Below are 13,817 nucleotides of genomic sequence, written 5' to 3' on the forward strand. Positions count from 1 at the left end.
AAGACTTTTGCAGGAATGATATACCGAAAAACCTAAAATTACCACTAAAATAACCGCACTTTTAATGGATAAAACTTAACGGGAGAACATAATGAGTTCACTTTTTCAAACTTATACTCTTAATAACGGTGTAGAAATTAAAAATCGCTTGGTGGTTGCTCCGATGACACATTTCAGTTCAAATGAAGACGGTACATTAAGTGAGCAAGAGCGTACTTTTATCAGTAACCGTGCGGTAGATATGGGGATGTTTATCACTGCGGCAACTTTAGTGGCGAAAAATGGTAAAACCTTTGTAGGACAGCCTGAAGCCCTTGATGATAGCCACTTAGATAGCTTGCGTGAAACCGCAAAAGTATTGCAAGCACAGGGTACAAAAGCAATTTTACAAATTCATCACGGCGGCGTGAATGCAAAAGCAAATTTAACAGATGGGCAAGCGTTAGTTGGTGCATCAGATCACACTGAAAGCGGTGCAAAAGTGGCAACGGCTGACGAAGTAGTAGGGTTAATTCAAGCCTATACCAATGCAGCCGAATTAGCGATTCGTGCAGGCTTTGATGGTGTGGAAATTCACGGTGCGAATGGCTATTTGATTCAACAATTCTTCTCGGGCGAATTTAACCGTCGTACAGATGAATGGGGCGGTAGTCTTGAAAAACGTTTACGTTTCCCATTAGCGATTGTGGATTCAGTCGTCGCATTAAAAGAGAAATATGCAAAACCAGAATTTATCGTAGGCTACCGTTTCTCGCCTGAAGAACCAGGGGAAAATGGCTTAACGATGGCGGATACTTTCGCTTTAATTGATGCGTTGGTGGAAAAACCATTGCAATACTTGCACGTATCTCTTCACGAATTTGACAAAAAAGTACGTCGTGGAGCAGACACAAACCTCACTCGTATGCAACTTATTCACGAACGCATTAACGGTAAATTGCCGTTAATCGGTGTGGGTGGCTTACTTTCAGGCGAGCAAATTCGTGCAGCATTCCAAACAGGTTGGGCAGAATTTATCGGTTTAGGTAAAGCAGTAATGTTAAACCCAAACATTGCAACTTTATTGAAAGAAAACCGTGATAGCGAAATTGCTACCGAGCTTGACCCAACTCGTGCCGACCAATACGGAATGCCAGACATTTTATGGGGCTTATGCCAACAAGGTGGAGTGTGGTTACCACCAGTGAAAGGTCAAGAGTGGAAACCATTAGATATTTAATTTTGATATTGAGAAGGAATAAACAATGAAAATTTTTTACCAGACATCAGCAACAGCAACTGGCGGTCGTGATGGACGTACTCAAGTAGATGACGGCTCAATCAGCTTTGATTTAGTGGGCTTTCAAAATGAAAGTGGAAAAGTGGGGACAAACCCAGAACAGCTTTTCGCAATGGGCTATGCGGCTTGCTTTGACAGTGCAATGAACCACGTTGCACCAACTTTAGGTTTAAACCCGACTAAATCAAGTACGACAGTGGGTGTGGGTATCGGTCAAAAAGCTGGCGGTGCATTTGCTTTGGATTTGGATATTACCATTACAGTGGAAGGTTTAAGTTTAGAAGATGCAAAGAAATTGATTGAAAAAGCACACGAAGTTTGCCCATATTCCAATGCAATTCGTGGTAATGTAGATGTGCGTTTGCACGTCAATGTAGTTCAACAATTTGATTTATAAGGAAATTAGTGATGACAGCTTATGTTGTTTTTATTCGTGATGAAATGAAAGACCAAACCGCTTACGATGAATATCTGCAATTAGGCGTGCCGACACTCGCCCCGTATGGCGGTGAGATTTTGGTGGCAAACGGAGAATGTGAAGCCTTAGAGGGTACGGAAATTGACGGTTCTGTAATATTACGTTTTCCTGATATGGTAGCCGCTCGTGCTTGGTACACCAGCCCTGAATATGAAAAAATCAAATCAATGCGTTTGAATGCAACACTAGGGCGTGCAGTACTATTAAATGGTATCGCTTAATTTTCTGACAAGCGGTTGGATTTTGCAAATGTAAAAGTTTAAGGAAATCTCACCGCTTGCTCTACAAGCCTCCTAAACCCACGCCTTCAAAATCCCTTCCAACAAATCAAACACTTTAATCACTCTTTTTGGGGTAATCGTTTGATAGGGGCGGTAAAGGTAAATCTGCCACACAGGGCTTGGGTTGTCTTGGAAAAGCTGTACCAACTTGCCACGTTCTAAATACGGACGGCATACCAAATCGCTAAGTTGGGCAATGGTTCGCCCTGTTAAAACAGCGTCTAATTCTGCCATTGGGTCGGTGCTGATAAAATTTACCTTGCTGGGGATAACCGTTTGGTTGTCGCCTATTTCTACTTCCCACATTCTGCCTGTGTTAAGGTTGTGCAAAGTACTCATTGGAAAATGCCGAGCCATATCGTCTATGCTTTGGGGCGTGCCGTATCGTGCCAGATAAGCAGGCGATGCCACAAAAATATGACGGCGTTGGGCAATGGGGCGAATGATAAAATCAGGATTGGGGTGTGTTCCCACTCGCACCCCCATATCAATACGGTGATCTATGCTGTCCACTTTGATGTTATCTGTTTGCCAATCAATCACCAAATCAGGATAAGGTTCAAGTGCAGTCAATAAGGCTTGCAAAATCTGGCTTTGGTTGTGCAATTTGGGCGTAGCAATACGCACCACGCCACACATTTCATCAAGCGGTTCTTTTTGGCTTTTAAATAACAAATCGGCATCATTAAGCCACTGTTTGGCTTTGGGCAAAAACTGTTCGCCAAAACTGGTCAGGCTCATTTTACGGGTGTTGCGTTTAAAAAGCGATTCACCAAGCTGGCTTTCCAATTCGGCAATCGTTCGGCTAACCACAGACGGCGACACCGCAAAACGCTCGGCAGTTTCCCTAAAATTCAAGGTTTGAGCCGACTGGCAAAAATATTGAATTGCGTCTAGTTTGTTCATATTCCACTCTTTGATTATTGCAATATAAGCAATTGTGATTTCTATAATTGTTGATTGTATAACAATTATCTTATCTTTAAAATAGGCACATCATTTGACCTTATCAAGCGGTCGGATTACCCCCAATTTTTGCAATTTCATTTAAGGAGCAAGCAATGCAACTGGCAACATTAAATAACGGCGTACAAATGCCTATGGTTGGTTTTGGTGTGTTTCAAGTTGATGACGAACAAACCGAACAGGCTGTTTTGACGGCACTTCGCCACGGCTACCGTTTGATTGATACGGCGGCAATTTATGGCAATGAAGCAGGCGTTGGACGGGCAATCAAGGCAAGCGGTATCGCCCGAGAGGAGATTTTTGTTACCACAAAATTATGGATACAGCGTGAAAACGCTTATGAAAATACCTTAAAAGCGATTGATGAGTCGCTGGCAAAATTGGGTTTGGATTATATTGATTTGTATTTGATTCATCAGCCTTTTGGCGATGTGTATCAGGCGTGGCGGGCAATGGTGGACGCTTACCGAGCAGGCAAAATCCGTGCCATTGGGGTGAGTAATTTTTATGCCGACCGTTTGGTGGATTTAATCACAAGTTTTGATGTTGTGCCTGCGGTCAATCAAATTGAAACGCACCCGTTTTACCAGCGTGAAGCCGAAAGGCAAATTCATCAAGAATACGGCATTTTACAGCAGTCTTGGGCATCGTTGGCAGAAGGAAAATTTGAGATTTTTACCAACCCTGTTTTAACTGCCATTGCCACAACGCACGGCAAATCGGTGGCACAAGTGATTTTGCGTTGGCTCAATCAGCGTGGCATTGCCGTTATCCCCAAATCGGTAAACGAAAACCGTATTATTGAAAACCGTCAGATTTTTGATTTCACCCTAACGGCAGATGAAATGAATGCCATCGCCCAACTTGAAAACGGTAGCACCATTTTTAACCATCAAGATCCACAAATGGTGAAATGGTTGGCACAGCGTGGATAACGAATACCTGACCTGAAACGATTTTGAAGTTTTCGGAGGTGAGGTAGAAGTGCTAAAATAATGTACTTTGATTGGGTGTTAAAAACCTAAAACACATTGTACAGTAGAATTCAATATGCCGTCTGAAAATGGTTTTCAGACGGCATTTGGGTTTTAAGCAGTCAAACTTCCCCAATTTCTACCAACACAAGAAATAAGAAATCTTATAACTTTTCAATATATTAAAAAGTATTTTAAAATTTACCAGCTTTATCCAAAATAACAAATAATCTACAATCATCACAACTTAACAATCAATTTTGGAGACGATGATGATTTATCCATTACCACGCAATCAAGGCAACGGCTTTATTTCGGCACTGTATCCTAACGCCAGCCGTTCAAAAACCGATACAGGGCTTGGTTCTATCGGTCGTATTGACCACGCATTTTTACAGCGTGATTCCATTGTGCCGATGCATCCGCATATTAACGATGAGATTTTGTCTTATTTTCGTTCGGGCAAGGCGATACACAGCGATTCAGAAGGCATACAGGATACGGCTCACGCCACCCGTTTAATGTTGATGAAAGCAGGCAAGTTGTATCATCACGAAGAAAAAATTATCGGACGTGATGAGCCGTTTGAAGGCTTGCAGATTTTTATCCGTCCTGCTGTGAAAAATACTCAACCAAGCGTGCATTTTTGGGATTTACCGAGCCAATACAGCGACAATCAATGGCGGTTGTTGGCATCGCCAAATGCCGATACGCCCTTGCAGTTTAGCAGTCAAACGTGGGTGTTTGATGTGCGTTTGACCAAAGACAATATGTTAAGTCTGCCTGATGTGTGGCGACCAAATCAATCCACAGCCCCATTGACCTATCTTTTGTATGTTTATCAAGGCAGTGCAAACATAAACGGTTTGGATTTGCACAAAAAAGACAGCGTACTGATTGTTGATGAAAAGGTGCAGATAAGCACAGATGATATTGCCGAACTTGTGCTGTTTGTTACTGATGAAAGTGCGGTGTATTTTGACGGTGGAATGTACAGTGGCAATCAGTTTTAAATAAAACAATTCAACAACCACAATCTGATGACAAGATTGTGGTTTTCTTATTTATGGCGTAGGCAAATGGGCTTTGACAAAATCTATAAACACTTGCACTTTTTTGGGTAACAGCCGAGTGCTGGTAACGGCGTGTAATGGGTTACTCACGCCACAATAATCAGGCATTACTCGTACCAATTTGCCTTCTGATTGAGCATTAAAAATATCAGGTAGTAGAGCTACGCCCAAGCCTTGTGTCGCCAAACGCTGTAACAACCCCAAACTGTTTGAGCTGAATATCGGCTTAAATTCAAAAACGGTTTGCTCTTTCTTGCAAAACAGTTGCCAAGCGTTTTGTTCGTGCATTTTGCCAAAAGCAAGCAATCGGTGCTGGTGTAAATCTGCCAAGTTTGTCGGCGTGCCATAACGTTCAAGATAGTCCAAAGACGCATACAGATAAAATTGAAATTCCCCCAAAGGACGGGCGATTAAGTTGGGGTCTTGTGGCACGCCAAAGCGAATGGCGACATCAAAAGGCTCGCTCATCAAATCCACATTGCGAGAGCTGGTGTCTATGTGCAAGGTGATGTGGGGATATTGTTCGTAAAACTTGGGTATCAGTGGGGCAAAGTTTTCATAAGCAAAATCCACAGGCATAGACACACGCACAATCCCTGCTGGGTTATCAAGCATATCGCCAAGCTGACTGTGCAGGGCTTTGGTTTCTTCTACGATGTGCAAGGCTCTTTGGTAATACAGTTTGCCGACTTCGGTCAGCTCTACCCGTCTGGTAGTACGGTTAAGTAGTTGTAAACCAAGCTGTTTTTCTAATTTGTTAATTCTTACCGAAATGGTGGACGTGGGAATGCCAAGCAAATTGGACGCATTGGTAAACCCTTTGGCTTTGACCACTTCCACAAAAAGCGACATATCATCAATGTTCATAGGTTTGTCTATTGTTTAATATATTAAATAGTGTTTCTAATTTTACTATATTTATCCAATAAATCAAACCAATTATAATACACCACATCAAGCAAGCAATCTTGTTATTACATCACATCATCTTTATTGGCTTGCTTATCAGTAAAGATGATAAACAACGGAGCTTTTTATGCAAAACGTATTTAATTCAAAAAATTCAGCCCTATTATTGATTGACCACCAAATCGGCACAATGGGCTGGGTCGGTTCTATCTCTTTTGACGAAATGAAAAAACACGCCTTGATGTTGGCAAAATCAGCAGCGGCAATCGGCTTGCCAACCATTTTGACTTCATCAATGGAAGAAAATGCACAAGGTCCATTACTTGCTGAATTAAAAGACATTTTGCCAACTGAATTTGAAAACCGTATTTTGCGTGCAGGCATTGTCAATGCAATGAGCGACCCTAATTTTGCCAAAGCCGTAGAAGCCACAGGACGCAAAAAAATCATCGTGGCAGGCGTAACCAATGATGTTTGCACTGTTTATCCTGTTTTGACTTTGTTAGAACAAGGCTATGAAGTGCAAGTGGTTGCCGATGCAGGCGGTTCGCCAAGCAAATTTGCCGATGAAATGTCGCTTATCCGTATGCGTGATGCAGGGGCAGTGATTACCAGCACCAATCAGCTGATTGCAGAATTGGCCCAAGACTGGTCAAGCGAAGACGGCTCTAAACTGCTTGGCATTATTGTAGAAGGTTTTGGGGCTTAATTTTTAATAGCCCGTCACAAAAATATAATTATTTCATATAATTATCTTTTTGTAGAAACAGAATACCTATCTGAAAATATTTGGGGCTGTCCTCGCGGATAGGTCGGATATTCGTATCCGATAGGGCTGTAACTTTGGCTGTGATGTCGGATTCAAGAAGCCGGGCTGCCAGACCGGCATTTTATTCCGCTGCTTTTTGCGCCAATCGCAAATAATCCGTCAAATGCTTATTTTCTACGTCTTCAAGCGTATGTAATTTCAAATGACGACGGCCTTTGCCTTTTCCCTCTAATAAACCGTGTGGATCTGCTATCTCGGCGCCATGACTAAATTCCACTGATACATGCTGTTTATAAACAAAAATACCACAAAACGGTTCAGGTGCGGCAAACAGAATACCGCCATATTTCACTTCTTCATCTACTGTATCTGCCAGTTGCAATATTCTCGTGCGCACACTATTGGCAATTTCATACAAGACGGGATTGGCAATTTGCCAGTCATCCAGTAGATTTTTTACTTTTTGGTTCATGGTCTTCTCCTGATTTGAGTTTTGTATCAGTTAATTGTTCTTAAATTCAACCAATAAATTAAATTCATTAGCTTGATTTTAAGCTGGTTGCGCAAATCCCAAGATGTATCCATTTAGGTCTTTTAGATAAAATTCAAGAACGCCATACCAAGTAGTTTTCAGTTCGGTAACTTCCAAATTTTCAGACTTTAACCGATTGTATAAATCTGTGATGTTATCAACATCCATATAAAAAGAAACCGAAGCTCCAATGGGTTGATTTTTAGCAAAATGAATGTCATTTTGAAAAGTATCTAATCGCTGAAATGCTATCTCTAGTTCTCCTGATTTTAGCATCGCATAACGATATTCTTTGTCATTTTCAAAGATTTGCTCCACCGCATCGTGATTGGGAACGGCAAAAGCCAACTGGAAACCTAAATGTTTGGTATAAAATTCGGCAGTTTTTTGTACATTCTCCACCGCAAAAACAGGTGTTAGCTTGCTTATTTTCAGCTTTTGGTTCATGAGCTTCTCCTAATTTGAGTTCTGTATAAATCATACAGTTACTATTTTATCATAAAAACCATAAACGTAGTGAGTAAATAGCGATGAAAAAAGGGTTGATTCCTGCCAAATATACGTCTTATGTGTTATGTGGTTGCGTTTTATATGGCAGGCTTTATGGCGTTTTTGATGTCAATGGTGCTGGTTACTATCAATACAGGCGTGGGCGATGGTTATGTTAAGCGTGTGCTGTTTAATTACAGCATTGCGATGCCGATTGCGTTTGTGTGTGTGATCATGGTGCGACCTTTGGTAAATAAATTGGTGGCGTGGACGGTCAAGGAAAAATGATAACATTAACTACTTGATATTAAATCAGGTTAATTTTTGCTATAATATTTGGCAAATTTTTGATTTCCTTAAATGGATAAGGTGAGTTATGAAACTGTATTATTCAGCAGGCACTTGTGCGTTGGCGTGTTGGATTTCCCTTGAATGGGCAAAAGCCGATTATCGTGTTGAAAAAGTCAATCCACATTCTAGCGAATATAAAGCTATCAATCCTTTGGCGATGGTGCCAGCCTTAGACATTGGGGCAAGCCGTGTGATGACGCAAGCAGGGGCGATTTTACAGCATATCGCTCATGCGTATCCTGATTTGGGGGCGAATGCAGGCGAGTTTGAGCGTTTTGAATTTGATGAAATCATGTGCTTTTTGACAGGGGATTTTCACCCTGCATTTTGGCCGTATTTTGTACCACAGACACCCAAGCAGACGCACTACAAAAAACCAAAGAAGCGTCTTATGCACGCATTGACAGAGTATTGACGCATTTGGACGGGCTGATTGGCGATGGTATGCACGTCTATCAAAACAAGCGTACCGTACTTGACGCTTATGCCTTTGTGATGGCTCGTTGGTCGTCCAAATTGGAAAAATCTTGGCAAGATTATCCAAACTTAGCACGCTTTATGAATGCGATGTTTGATGATGTGGCAGTTAAATATGTGCTGGATAATGAATAATGATGGATAAAGCCGTAACCACCCACCCCCAAGCCCAAGCTGTGCTTGATTTTTGGTTTGATGAGCAAACCCAACCGTTTTGGTTTGCCAAATCTGATGAATTTGATAAGACGCTGACAGACAAATTTGCCGATACCTTGATACAGGCAAGTTTGGGCGAGCTTGAAGAATGGCGAAACACCATACAAGGCAGACTTGCCGAGATTATCGTCCTTGACCAATTTTCACGCAATATTTATCGTGATACACCCAAAGCCTTTGCCCAAGACGGTATGGCATTGGTATTGGCACAAGTGGCGATTGGCTTACCCCAATTTGCTGATTTAAGCGAAATTCAAAGGCATTTTTTGTTAATGCCCTATATGCACTCTGAATCTGCCGTCATTCACGAACAGGCTGTTAAGCTGTTTGGGCGATATGTCAATGATAACGCACTGGATTTTGAGATGAAACACAAAGTCATCATTGACCGTTTTGGGCGTTATCCCCACCGTAATGCCATTTTAGGCAGGGTGTCTAGTGATGATGAATTGGCGTTTTTACAAGAGCCGAATTCGGCTTTTTAGGTATTTAGACGTAATAAAGCGGTGGGATTTGCCTTAATTTTCACAACCGCAAACTTTTCACAAAACCCCACCGCTTATCCCTCCTACAAACTCATTCCCTAATCATTTCAATCAATGCCCGAAGTAGGGGCGAGTGGTGGCGGTTGGGGTAGTACAGATGATAGCCTTCGTAACTTATTTCCCAGTCGGGCAACAGGCGGATTAGCTGTCCGCTTTGTAATTCATTGATAACGGTATCTTCGGGTGTCCACAAAATCCCAATGCCGTTTACTGCATAGTCGTGCTGTAAAAATCCGCCATTGCTGACAAGCGAACCTTGCGGTTGCACTTTAATCACACGCTTGTTAAGTGGATCGATAAATTCCCAATTCATCACACCGCCACTGCTTAAACGGTGCAACAAACAGCGGTGTTCGGTCAAATCATAAGGCGTTTTTGGTGTGCCGTAGCGTTCTAAATAACTTGGGCTGGCAACGGCACACATCGTCAAATCTGGCGAAATGCGGACGGCAATCATATCTTTGGCAATATCACTGCCCAAACGAATGCCCGCATCAAAACGCTCTGCCACAATATCTACAAAACGATTTTCTATCGCCAGTTCCAACTGCACATCGGGGTAAGTTTGGGCGAATTTTAGGAATTTAGGTGGCAACACATAACGAAAAACGTGTTCATTGCCATTGATACGCAACGTACCTTTCAAACTGCTTCTAAACGCATTTAAGCTGTCTAGTTCTTGATAAATATGCTCAAACAAAGGCGATAAACGCTGATACAGCTGTTCGCCAGCTTCGGTGGTGGACACACTTCTTGTGGTTCGGTGAAACAGTTTGATATTCAAGCGTTTTTCCAATGCACGAATGCAGTGGCTTAATGCCGACTGTGAAATGCCCAGTTGCAAACCTGCTTTGGTAAAACTGCCTGTTCTGGCGACAACCACAAAAGCTCGTAAATCATTTAAATTTTCTTGGGTCATCAGATTGCACCTATTGATGAATTTAATTCATAAGTTCAAGCTATTTTACCCCACTAATCAAATGAAATCAGCTTATTTATAATAGGCATAACTTAGATACGGTTAGGGGAAATTATGGAGCGTATTTTGATATTGGGTGCAACGGGCAGTTTGGCACAAGTGGTGATTGATGAGCTGTTGGCGAATACTCATCATCATTTGACCCTATTGGCTCGCAATCCAAACAAACTGCCCGCTTATGACAGCAAACGGGTGCGTATCGTACAAGGCGATGTGTTGGACACGGCAAGGCTTGCACAAGTTATGGACGGGCATTCGGTGGTTTATGCCAATTTAGCAGGCGATTTAAAAGCAATGGCAGAGAGTATCGTTAATGCGATGAAGCAAACAGGGCTAAAACGCCTGATCTTTATCAGCTCAATGGGCATTTATGGCGAAACAGGCGAAAATCACGGCACCATTCTTGACCTTTATCGCCAGTCGGCACAAGTGGTAGAGCATTCGGGCTTGGATTACACCCTTATCCGCCCTGCGTGGTTTACCCACAGTGATGAAATTGACTACCAGCTAACCCACAAAGGCGAGCCGTTTTGTGGTTCAACAGTATCAAGAAAATCTATCGCCGATTTGGTTATCAAGCTCATTACCAACCCACAATATGCCATTGGCGAAAGTCTTGGGATTGCTAAAATTTAATGATTTAAGGAGTAACAAATGAATACCGAACAACTACTTGAACGCCAAGCCCTGCGTGATTTGGTGGATACTTTTTCCAATCTTGCCGATGAGTTCAAAATCGCTGAACAAATGCCCCTTTTTACCCAAGATGCGGTGGTTAATACCCATATTGGCGGAAAACTGGTGTTTGAAATGCAAGGACACGAGCAGATTTTAAAAACATTTAGCGATTTCACAGCACAATTTAGCACGATGTATCACTTAAACGGACAACATACCGTCAGTTTTCAAGGCGAGCGTGAAGCCAGTGCGATTTTATATTGCCTTGTGAAACTGGCAAACGAAAAAGAAGTGCAAACCCATAGCGTGCGTTATCTGGACAACTACGTCAAACAAGGCGATAAATGGCTGATTTGCAAACGAGTGGCACATTTTTTGATAAGTGAAAGCCATGTTCTTTAAATGTGGAGATAATATAAGCGGTGGGATTTGTCTAATTTTTTGCAACTGCAAAATTTTAGGCAAATCCCACCGCTTGTTATTTTTTATAAAATCAGCGTACAACTGTTCACTTTTTTCTAGCTTTTTAGAACTGAAACTTTTATATTAGCGAACATTTGTAAGCTGAAATTATAAGGTCAAACAGCGAGATGGATCTGTTAAATTTTCATTTTGTTAATCGTTTTAACATTCAAGCCCAGCAATTTGCTGAACGTACAGCGGTACGTTTTTTAGAGCAAAATCAATGGCAATCACTTTCGTGGTCTGCATTTCATTCTCAAATCAATCAACTCTCTTATGCCTTGTTAGACAAAGGGATTGGTGTTCAAGAAAAAATTGGTATCTTTGCTCACAATATGCCACGTTGGACAATTACTGATATTGGTGCAATGCAAGTGAGAGCAATTGCAGTGCCGATTTATGCGACTAATACGGCTAAACAAGTGGAATATATTGTAAATGATGCGGATATTAAAATTCTGTTTGTCGGTGACCAAGAACAGTATGATCAAGTGTTGGAAATAGTGAACAACTGTTCGCAATTAACACATATTGTGGCAATGAAAAGTAGTATTCAGTTGCATCGGCATCCGTTAGCTTGTTACTGGGAAGATTTTGTTAGCGTTGAACCACAGCAAGCCTTGTTAAATCAACGTTTAGCCGATAAACAATTATCCGATCTCTTTACGCTGATTTATACATCAGGTACAACGGGCGAACCTAAAGGGGTAATGCTAGATTATGCCAATTTAGCTCACCAACTTAAAGCACACGACCAAGCCTTAAACGTTGATGAAAATGATGTTTCCCTTTCATTTCTACCATTTTCACATATTTTTGAGCGTGCGTGGGTAGCGTATGTTTTCCATCGTGGGGCAACAAACTGCTATTTGGAAGATACTAATTTAGTTCGTCAAGCCTTAGTTGAAACACAACCAACGACAATGTGTGCTGTACCACGTTTATATGAGAAAATTTATACGGCAGTGTGGGATAAAGTACAAACAGCACCAGCTCATCGCCAAGCTCTGTTTAAATGGGCAATTAAAGTGGGTGAGAAACATTGTCAAACGAATAAACCATCTCTTTTATTACGTTGGCAATATGCCTTAGCCGATAAATTAGTGTTATCAAAATTACGAGCATTACTCGGTGGGAAAATGAGAATGATGCCTTGCGGTGGTGCCAAATTAGAACCGACTATTGGAATGTTTTTCCATAGTATTGGAATTAACATCAAATTAGGTTACGGAATGACAGAAACAACTGCAACAGTTTCTTGTTGGCAAGATAAAGGATTTAACCCTAATTCTATTGGCAAGTTGATGCCAAATGTTGAAGTTAAAATCGGTGATGATAACGAAATTTTAGTGCGTGGCGGAATGGTAATGCGTGGTTACTATAAAAAGCCTGAAGAAACCGCTCAAGCTTTTACTGCTGATGGCTTCTTAAAAACAGGTGATGCGGGAGAAATGGACGCTGAAGGTAACCTATACATTACAGATCGTATCAAAGAGTTGATGAAAACATCAAATGGTAAATATATAGCACCACAATATATTGAAGGTAAAATTGGTAAAGATAAATTTATTGAACAAATTGCGGTGATTGCTGATGCGAAGAAATATGTTTCAGCATTGATCGTCCCTTGTTTTGAAAGCCTAGAAGAGTACGCTAAGCAGTTAAATATTAAATATCATAACCGTTTAGATCTGATTAAACATTCAGATATTGTTCAAATGTTTGAAAAGCGGATTCACGAACTACAAAAAGAGCTACCAAGCTTTGAGCAAGTGAAGAAATTTACCTTACTGCCCGAAGCTTTCACAATGAAGATGGAAGAAATTACACCAACGCTGAAATTACGCCGAAAAGTGATATTAGAACGCTATAAAGCACAAATTGAAGCAATGTATGGGAAATCAGATCATTCAAAATAGTAAAAAAGCATTGATTTATTCTTCATATTTGGATTTAATGCTTGCCCGATTTTGGATTTTAAACTTAGATAGATAAAGAGGCACATTATGACACAGAGTTTTAGCGTAACTCGTCGCTTTTTCGATGATAAAAATTACCCACGTGGTTTTTCTCGTCACGGAGATTACACCATTCGTGAATCACAAACTTTAGAGCAGTTTGGTCAGGCTTGTTTAGCATTAGAAAGTGGTGAGCGTACACCAGCAACAGAAGAAGAAAAACAATTTGTTGCGGTTGTAAAAGGTGAACAAGCACCAGAGACTTTTTTAGAAAAAGTGTGGGTAAAATACCGTACATTAACTAGCAAAACAAAACGTATTTACACCCTTTCTGGTGATGTGAGTGGTGATATTGGTAGTGGTGACGATTCAGAATAATGAGTAGGTGGGCTATGCCCACC

At 41.2% G+C, this 13,817-nt stretch carries 19 protein-coding genes; 14 read left to right on the top strand and 5 right to left on the bottom strand.

Annotated elements, in window-relative coordinates:
• Positions 1 to 91: 91 nt before the first annotated feature.
• Genes ACWIW0_RS05395 through ACWIW0_RS05405 form a run of 3 tightly spaced genes read left to right on the top strand, consistent with a single transcriptional unit; the run spans position 92 to position 1,978 of the window.
• Entirely contained in the window at positions 92 to 1,219 is a 1,128-nt protein-coding gene (locus ACWIW0_RS05395) for an NADH-dependent flavin oxidoreductase (protein ID WP_454452514.1), read from the top strand.
• A gap of 25 nt (positions 1,220 to 1,244) precedes the next feature.
• Positions 1,245 to 1,676 (top strand): organic hydroperoxide resistance protein, encoded by a 432-nt coding sequence (locus ACWIW0_RS05400; RefSeq protein ID WP_454452515.1) that lies wholly within the window; start codon positions 1,245 to 1,247, stop codon positions 1,674 to 1,676.
• Between the two features lie 11 nt (positions 1,677 to 1,687).
• Entirely contained in the window at positions 1,688 to 1,978 is a 291-nt protein-coding gene (locus tag ACWIW0_RS05405) for a DUF1330 domain-containing protein (protein WP_454452516.1), read from the top strand.
• Between the two features lie 72 nt (positions 1,979 to 2,050).
• On the opposite strand, the gene ACWIW0_RS05410 is transcribed toward ACWIW0_RS05405, so the two are convergent.
• Entirely contained in the window at positions 2,051 to 2,944 is an 894-nt protein-coding gene (locus ACWIW0_RS05410; protein WP_454452517.1) for a LysR family transcriptional regulator, read from the bottom strand.
• A gap of 155 nt (positions 2,945 to 3,099) precedes the next feature.
• Between ACWIW0_RS05410 and ACWIW0_RS05415 the strand changes: the two genes are divergently transcribed.
• Entirely contained in the window at positions 3,100 to 3,939 is an 840-nt protein-coding gene (locus ACWIW0_RS05415) for an aldo/keto reductase (RefSeq protein ID WP_454452518.1), read from the top strand.
• Between the two features lie 311 nt (positions 3,940 to 4,250).
• Positions 4,251 to 4,991, top strand: coding sequence for a pirin family protein (locus tag ACWIW0_RS05420; RefSeq protein WP_454452519.1), 741 nt, complete (start codon positions 4,251 to 4,253; stop codon positions 4,989 to 4,991).
• Positions 4,992 to 5,042: 51 nt separating this feature from the next.
• Here the strand turns inward: ACWIW0_RS05420 and ACWIW0_RS05425 are convergent, their stop codons facing one another.
• Positions 5,043 to 5,918, bottom strand: coding sequence for a LysR substrate-binding domain-containing protein (locus tag ACWIW0_RS05425; RefSeq protein WP_454452520.1), 876 nt, complete (start codon positions 5,916 to 5,918; stop codon positions 5,043 to 5,045).
• Between the two features lie 169 nt (positions 5,919 to 6,087).
• On the opposite strand from ACWIW0_RS05425, the gene ACWIW0_RS05430 reads away from it, so the two are divergent.
• Positions 6,088 to 6,669: an isochorismatase family protein gene (locus ACWIW0_RS05430; protein ID WP_454450563.1), complete on the top strand. Its 582-nt coding sequence runs from the start codon at positions 6,088 to 6,090 to the stop codon at positions 6,667 to 6,669.
• Positions 6,670 to 6,850: 181 nt separating this feature from the next.
• Here the strand turns inward: ACWIW0_RS05430 and ACWIW0_RS05435 are convergent, their stop codons facing one another.
• Together ACWIW0_RS05435 and ACWIW0_RS05440 are read right to left on the bottom strand one after the other, a co-directional pair.
• Entirely contained in the window at positions 6,851 to 7,201 is a 351-nt protein-coding gene (locus ACWIW0_RS05435) for a DUF1801 domain-containing protein (RefSeq protein ID WP_454452521.1), read from the bottom strand.
• A gap of 78 nt (positions 7,202 to 7,279) precedes the next feature.
• Positions 7,280 to 7,708 carry a VOC family protein gene (locus ACWIW0_RS05440; RefSeq protein ID WP_454452522.1) on the bottom strand — a complete coding sequence of 143 codons (429 nt, stop codon included), beginning with the start codon at positions 7,706 to 7,708 and terminating at the stop codon, positions 7,280 to 7,282.
• Positions 7,709 to 7,852: 144 nt separating this feature from the next.
• Between ACWIW0_RS05440 and ACWIW0_RS05445 the strand changes: the two genes are divergently transcribed.
• The 4 genes from ACWIW0_RS05445 (at position 7,853) to ACWIW0_RS05460 (ending at position 9,279) form a co-directional block, all read left to right on the top strand.
• A complete protein-coding gene (locus ACWIW0_RS05445; protein WP_454452523.1) occupies positions 7,853 to 8,038 on the top strand; it encodes a DUF2798 domain-containing protein in 186 nt (61 codons plus the stop codon).
• 88 nt (positions 8,039 to 8,126) lie between these two features.
• Positions 8,127 to 8,516 carry a glutathione S-transferase gene (locus ACWIW0_RS05450; protein WP_454452524.1) on the top strand — a complete coding sequence of 130 codons (390 nt, stop codon included), beginning with the start codon at positions 8,127 to 8,129 and terminating at the stop codon, positions 8,514 to 8,516.
• A gap of 29 nt (positions 8,517 to 8,545) precedes the next feature.
• Positions 8,546 to 8,713 carry a hypothetical protein gene (locus ACWIW0_RS05455; RefSeq protein ID WP_454452525.1) on the top strand — a complete coding sequence of 56 codons (168 nt, stop codon included), beginning with the start codon at positions 8,546 to 8,548 and terminating at the stop codon, positions 8,711 to 8,713.
• Entirely contained in the window at positions 8,713 to 9,279 is a 567-nt protein-coding gene (locus ACWIW0_RS05460; protein WP_454452526.1) for a DUF924 family protein, read from the top strand. Before ACWIW0_RS05455 ends, ACWIW0_RS05460 begins: the two co-directional genes overlap by 1 nt.
• Before the next feature lie 91 nt (positions 9,280 to 9,370).
• Here ACWIW0_RS05460 and ACWIW0_RS05465 read toward each other — a convergent pair whose 3' ends face one another.
• The gene (locus tag ACWIW0_RS05465; RefSeq protein ID WP_454452527.1) at positions 9,371 to 10,258 is read right to left on the bottom strand and encodes a LysR family transcriptional regulator; all 888 of its coding nucleotides are present in this window, start codon (positions 10,256 to 10,258) and stop codon (positions 9,371 to 9,373) included.
• A 114-nt stretch (positions 10,259 to 10,372) separates the two neighbouring features.
• On the opposite strand from ACWIW0_RS05465, the gene ACWIW0_RS05470 reads away from it, so the two are divergent.
• The 4 genes from ACWIW0_RS05470 to ACWIW0_RS05485 all read left to right on the top strand — a co-directional run bounded on the left by ACWIW0_RS05470 (position 10,373) and on the right by ACWIW0_RS05485 (position 13,794).
• Positions 10,373 to 10,954: an NAD(P)H-binding protein gene (locus ACWIW0_RS05470; RefSeq protein WP_454452528.1), complete on the top strand. Its 582-nt coding sequence runs from the start codon at positions 10,373 to 10,375 to the stop codon at positions 10,952 to 10,954.
• An 18-nt stretch (positions 10,955 to 10,972) separates the two neighbouring features.
• Positions 10,973 to 11,398 carry a nuclear transport factor 2 family protein gene (locus ACWIW0_RS05475; protein WP_454452529.1) on the top strand — a complete coding sequence of 142 codons (426 nt, stop codon included), beginning with the start codon at positions 10,973 to 10,975 and terminating at the stop codon, positions 11,396 to 11,398.
• Positions 11,399 to 11,586: 188 nt separating this feature from the next.
• Positions 11,587 to 13,377, top strand: coding sequence for an AMP-dependent synthetase/ligase (locus ACWIW0_RS05480; protein ID WP_454452530.1), 1,791 nt, complete (start codon positions 11,587 to 11,589; stop codon positions 13,375 to 13,377).
• Between the two features lie 87 nt (positions 13,378 to 13,464).
• Positions 13,465 to 13,794, top strand: coding sequence for a DUF413 domain-containing protein (locus tag ACWIW0_RS05485; RefSeq protein WP_454446914.1), 330 nt, complete (start codon positions 13,465 to 13,467; stop codon positions 13,792 to 13,794).
• The last annotated feature ends 23 nt before the right edge of the window (positions 13,795 to 13,817 follow it).

The sequence above is a fragment of the Ursidibacter sp. B-7004-1 genome (genome assembly GCF_053654055.1).

Excerpts from the sequence above, each read along its gene's own strand:
- ACWIW0_RS05450 (WP_454452524.1), top strand. The coding sequence starts at position 8,127 with ATGAAACTGTATTATTCAGCAGGCACTTGTGCGTTGGCGTGTTGGATT.
- ACWIW0_RS05470 (WP_454452528.1), top strand. The coding sequence starts at position 10,373 with ATGGAGCGTATTTTGATATTGGGTGCAACGGGCAGTTTGGCACAAGTG.
- ACWIW0_RS05455 (WP_454452525.1), top strand. The coding sequence starts at position 8,546 with ATGCACGTCTATCAAAACAAGCGTACCGTACTTGACGCTTATGCCTTT.
- ACWIW0_RS05465 (WP_454452527.1), bottom strand. The coding sequence starts at position 10,258 with ATGACCCAAGAAAATTTAAATGATTTACGAGCTTTTGTGGTTGTCGCC.
- ACWIW0_RS05415 (WP_454452518.1), top strand. The coding sequence starts at position 3,100 with ATGCAACTGGCAACATTAAATAACGGCGTACAAATGCCTATGGTTGGT.
- ACWIW0_RS05410 (WP_454452517.1), bottom strand. The coding sequence starts at position 2,944 with ATGAACAAACTAGACGCAATTCAATATTTTTGCCAGTCGGCTCAAACC.
- ACWIW0_RS05460 (WP_454452526.1), top strand. The coding sequence starts at position 8,713 with ATGATGGATAAAGCCGTAACCACCCACCCCCAAGCCCAAGCTGTGCTT.
- ACWIW0_RS05440 (WP_454452522.1), bottom strand. The coding sequence starts at position 7,708 with ATGAACCAAAAGCTGAAAATAAGCAAGCTAACACCTGTTTTTGCGGTG.
- ACWIW0_RS05420 (WP_454452519.1), top strand. The coding sequence starts at position 4,251 with ATGATTTATCCATTACCACGCAATCAAGGCAACGGCTTTATTTCGGCA.
- ACWIW0_RS05405 (WP_454452516.1), top strand. The coding sequence starts at position 1,688 with ATGACAGCTTATGTTGTTTTTATTCGTGATGAAATGAAAGACCAAACC.
- ACWIW0_RS05400 (WP_454452515.1), top strand. The coding sequence starts at position 1,245 with ATGAAAATTTTTTACCAGACATCAGCAACAGCAACTGGCGGTCGTGAT.
- ACWIW0_RS05445 (WP_454452523.1), top strand. The coding sequence starts at position 7,853 with ATGGCAGGCTTTATGGCGTTTTTGATGTCAATGGTGCTGGTTACTATC.
- ACWIW0_RS05480 (WP_454452530.1), top strand. The coding sequence starts at position 11,587 with ATGGATCTGTTAAATTTTCATTTTGTTAATCGTTTTAACATTCAAGCC.
- ACWIW0_RS05435 (WP_454452521.1), bottom strand. The coding sequence starts at position 7,201 with ATGAACCAAAAAGTAAAAAATCTACTGGATGACTGGCAAATTGCCAAT.
- ACWIW0_RS05425 (WP_454452520.1), bottom strand. The coding sequence starts at position 5,918 with ATGAACATTGATGATATGTCGCTTTTTGTGGAAGTGGTCAAAGCCAAA.
- ACWIW0_RS05485 (WP_454446914.1), top strand. The coding sequence starts at position 13,465 with ATGACACAGAGTTTTAGCGTAACTCGTCGCTTTTTCGATGATAAAAAT.
- ACWIW0_RS05430 (WP_454450563.1), top strand. The coding sequence starts at position 6,088 with ATGCAAAACGTATTTAATTCAAAAAATTCAGCCCTATTATTGATTGAC.
- ACWIW0_RS05395 (WP_454452514.1), top strand. The coding sequence starts at position 92 with ATGAGTTCACTTTTTCAAACTTATACTCTTAATAACGGTGTAGAAATT.
- ACWIW0_RS05475 (WP_454452529.1), top strand. The coding sequence starts at position 10,973 with ATGAATACCGAACAACTACTTGAACGCCAAGCCCTGCGTGATTTGGTG.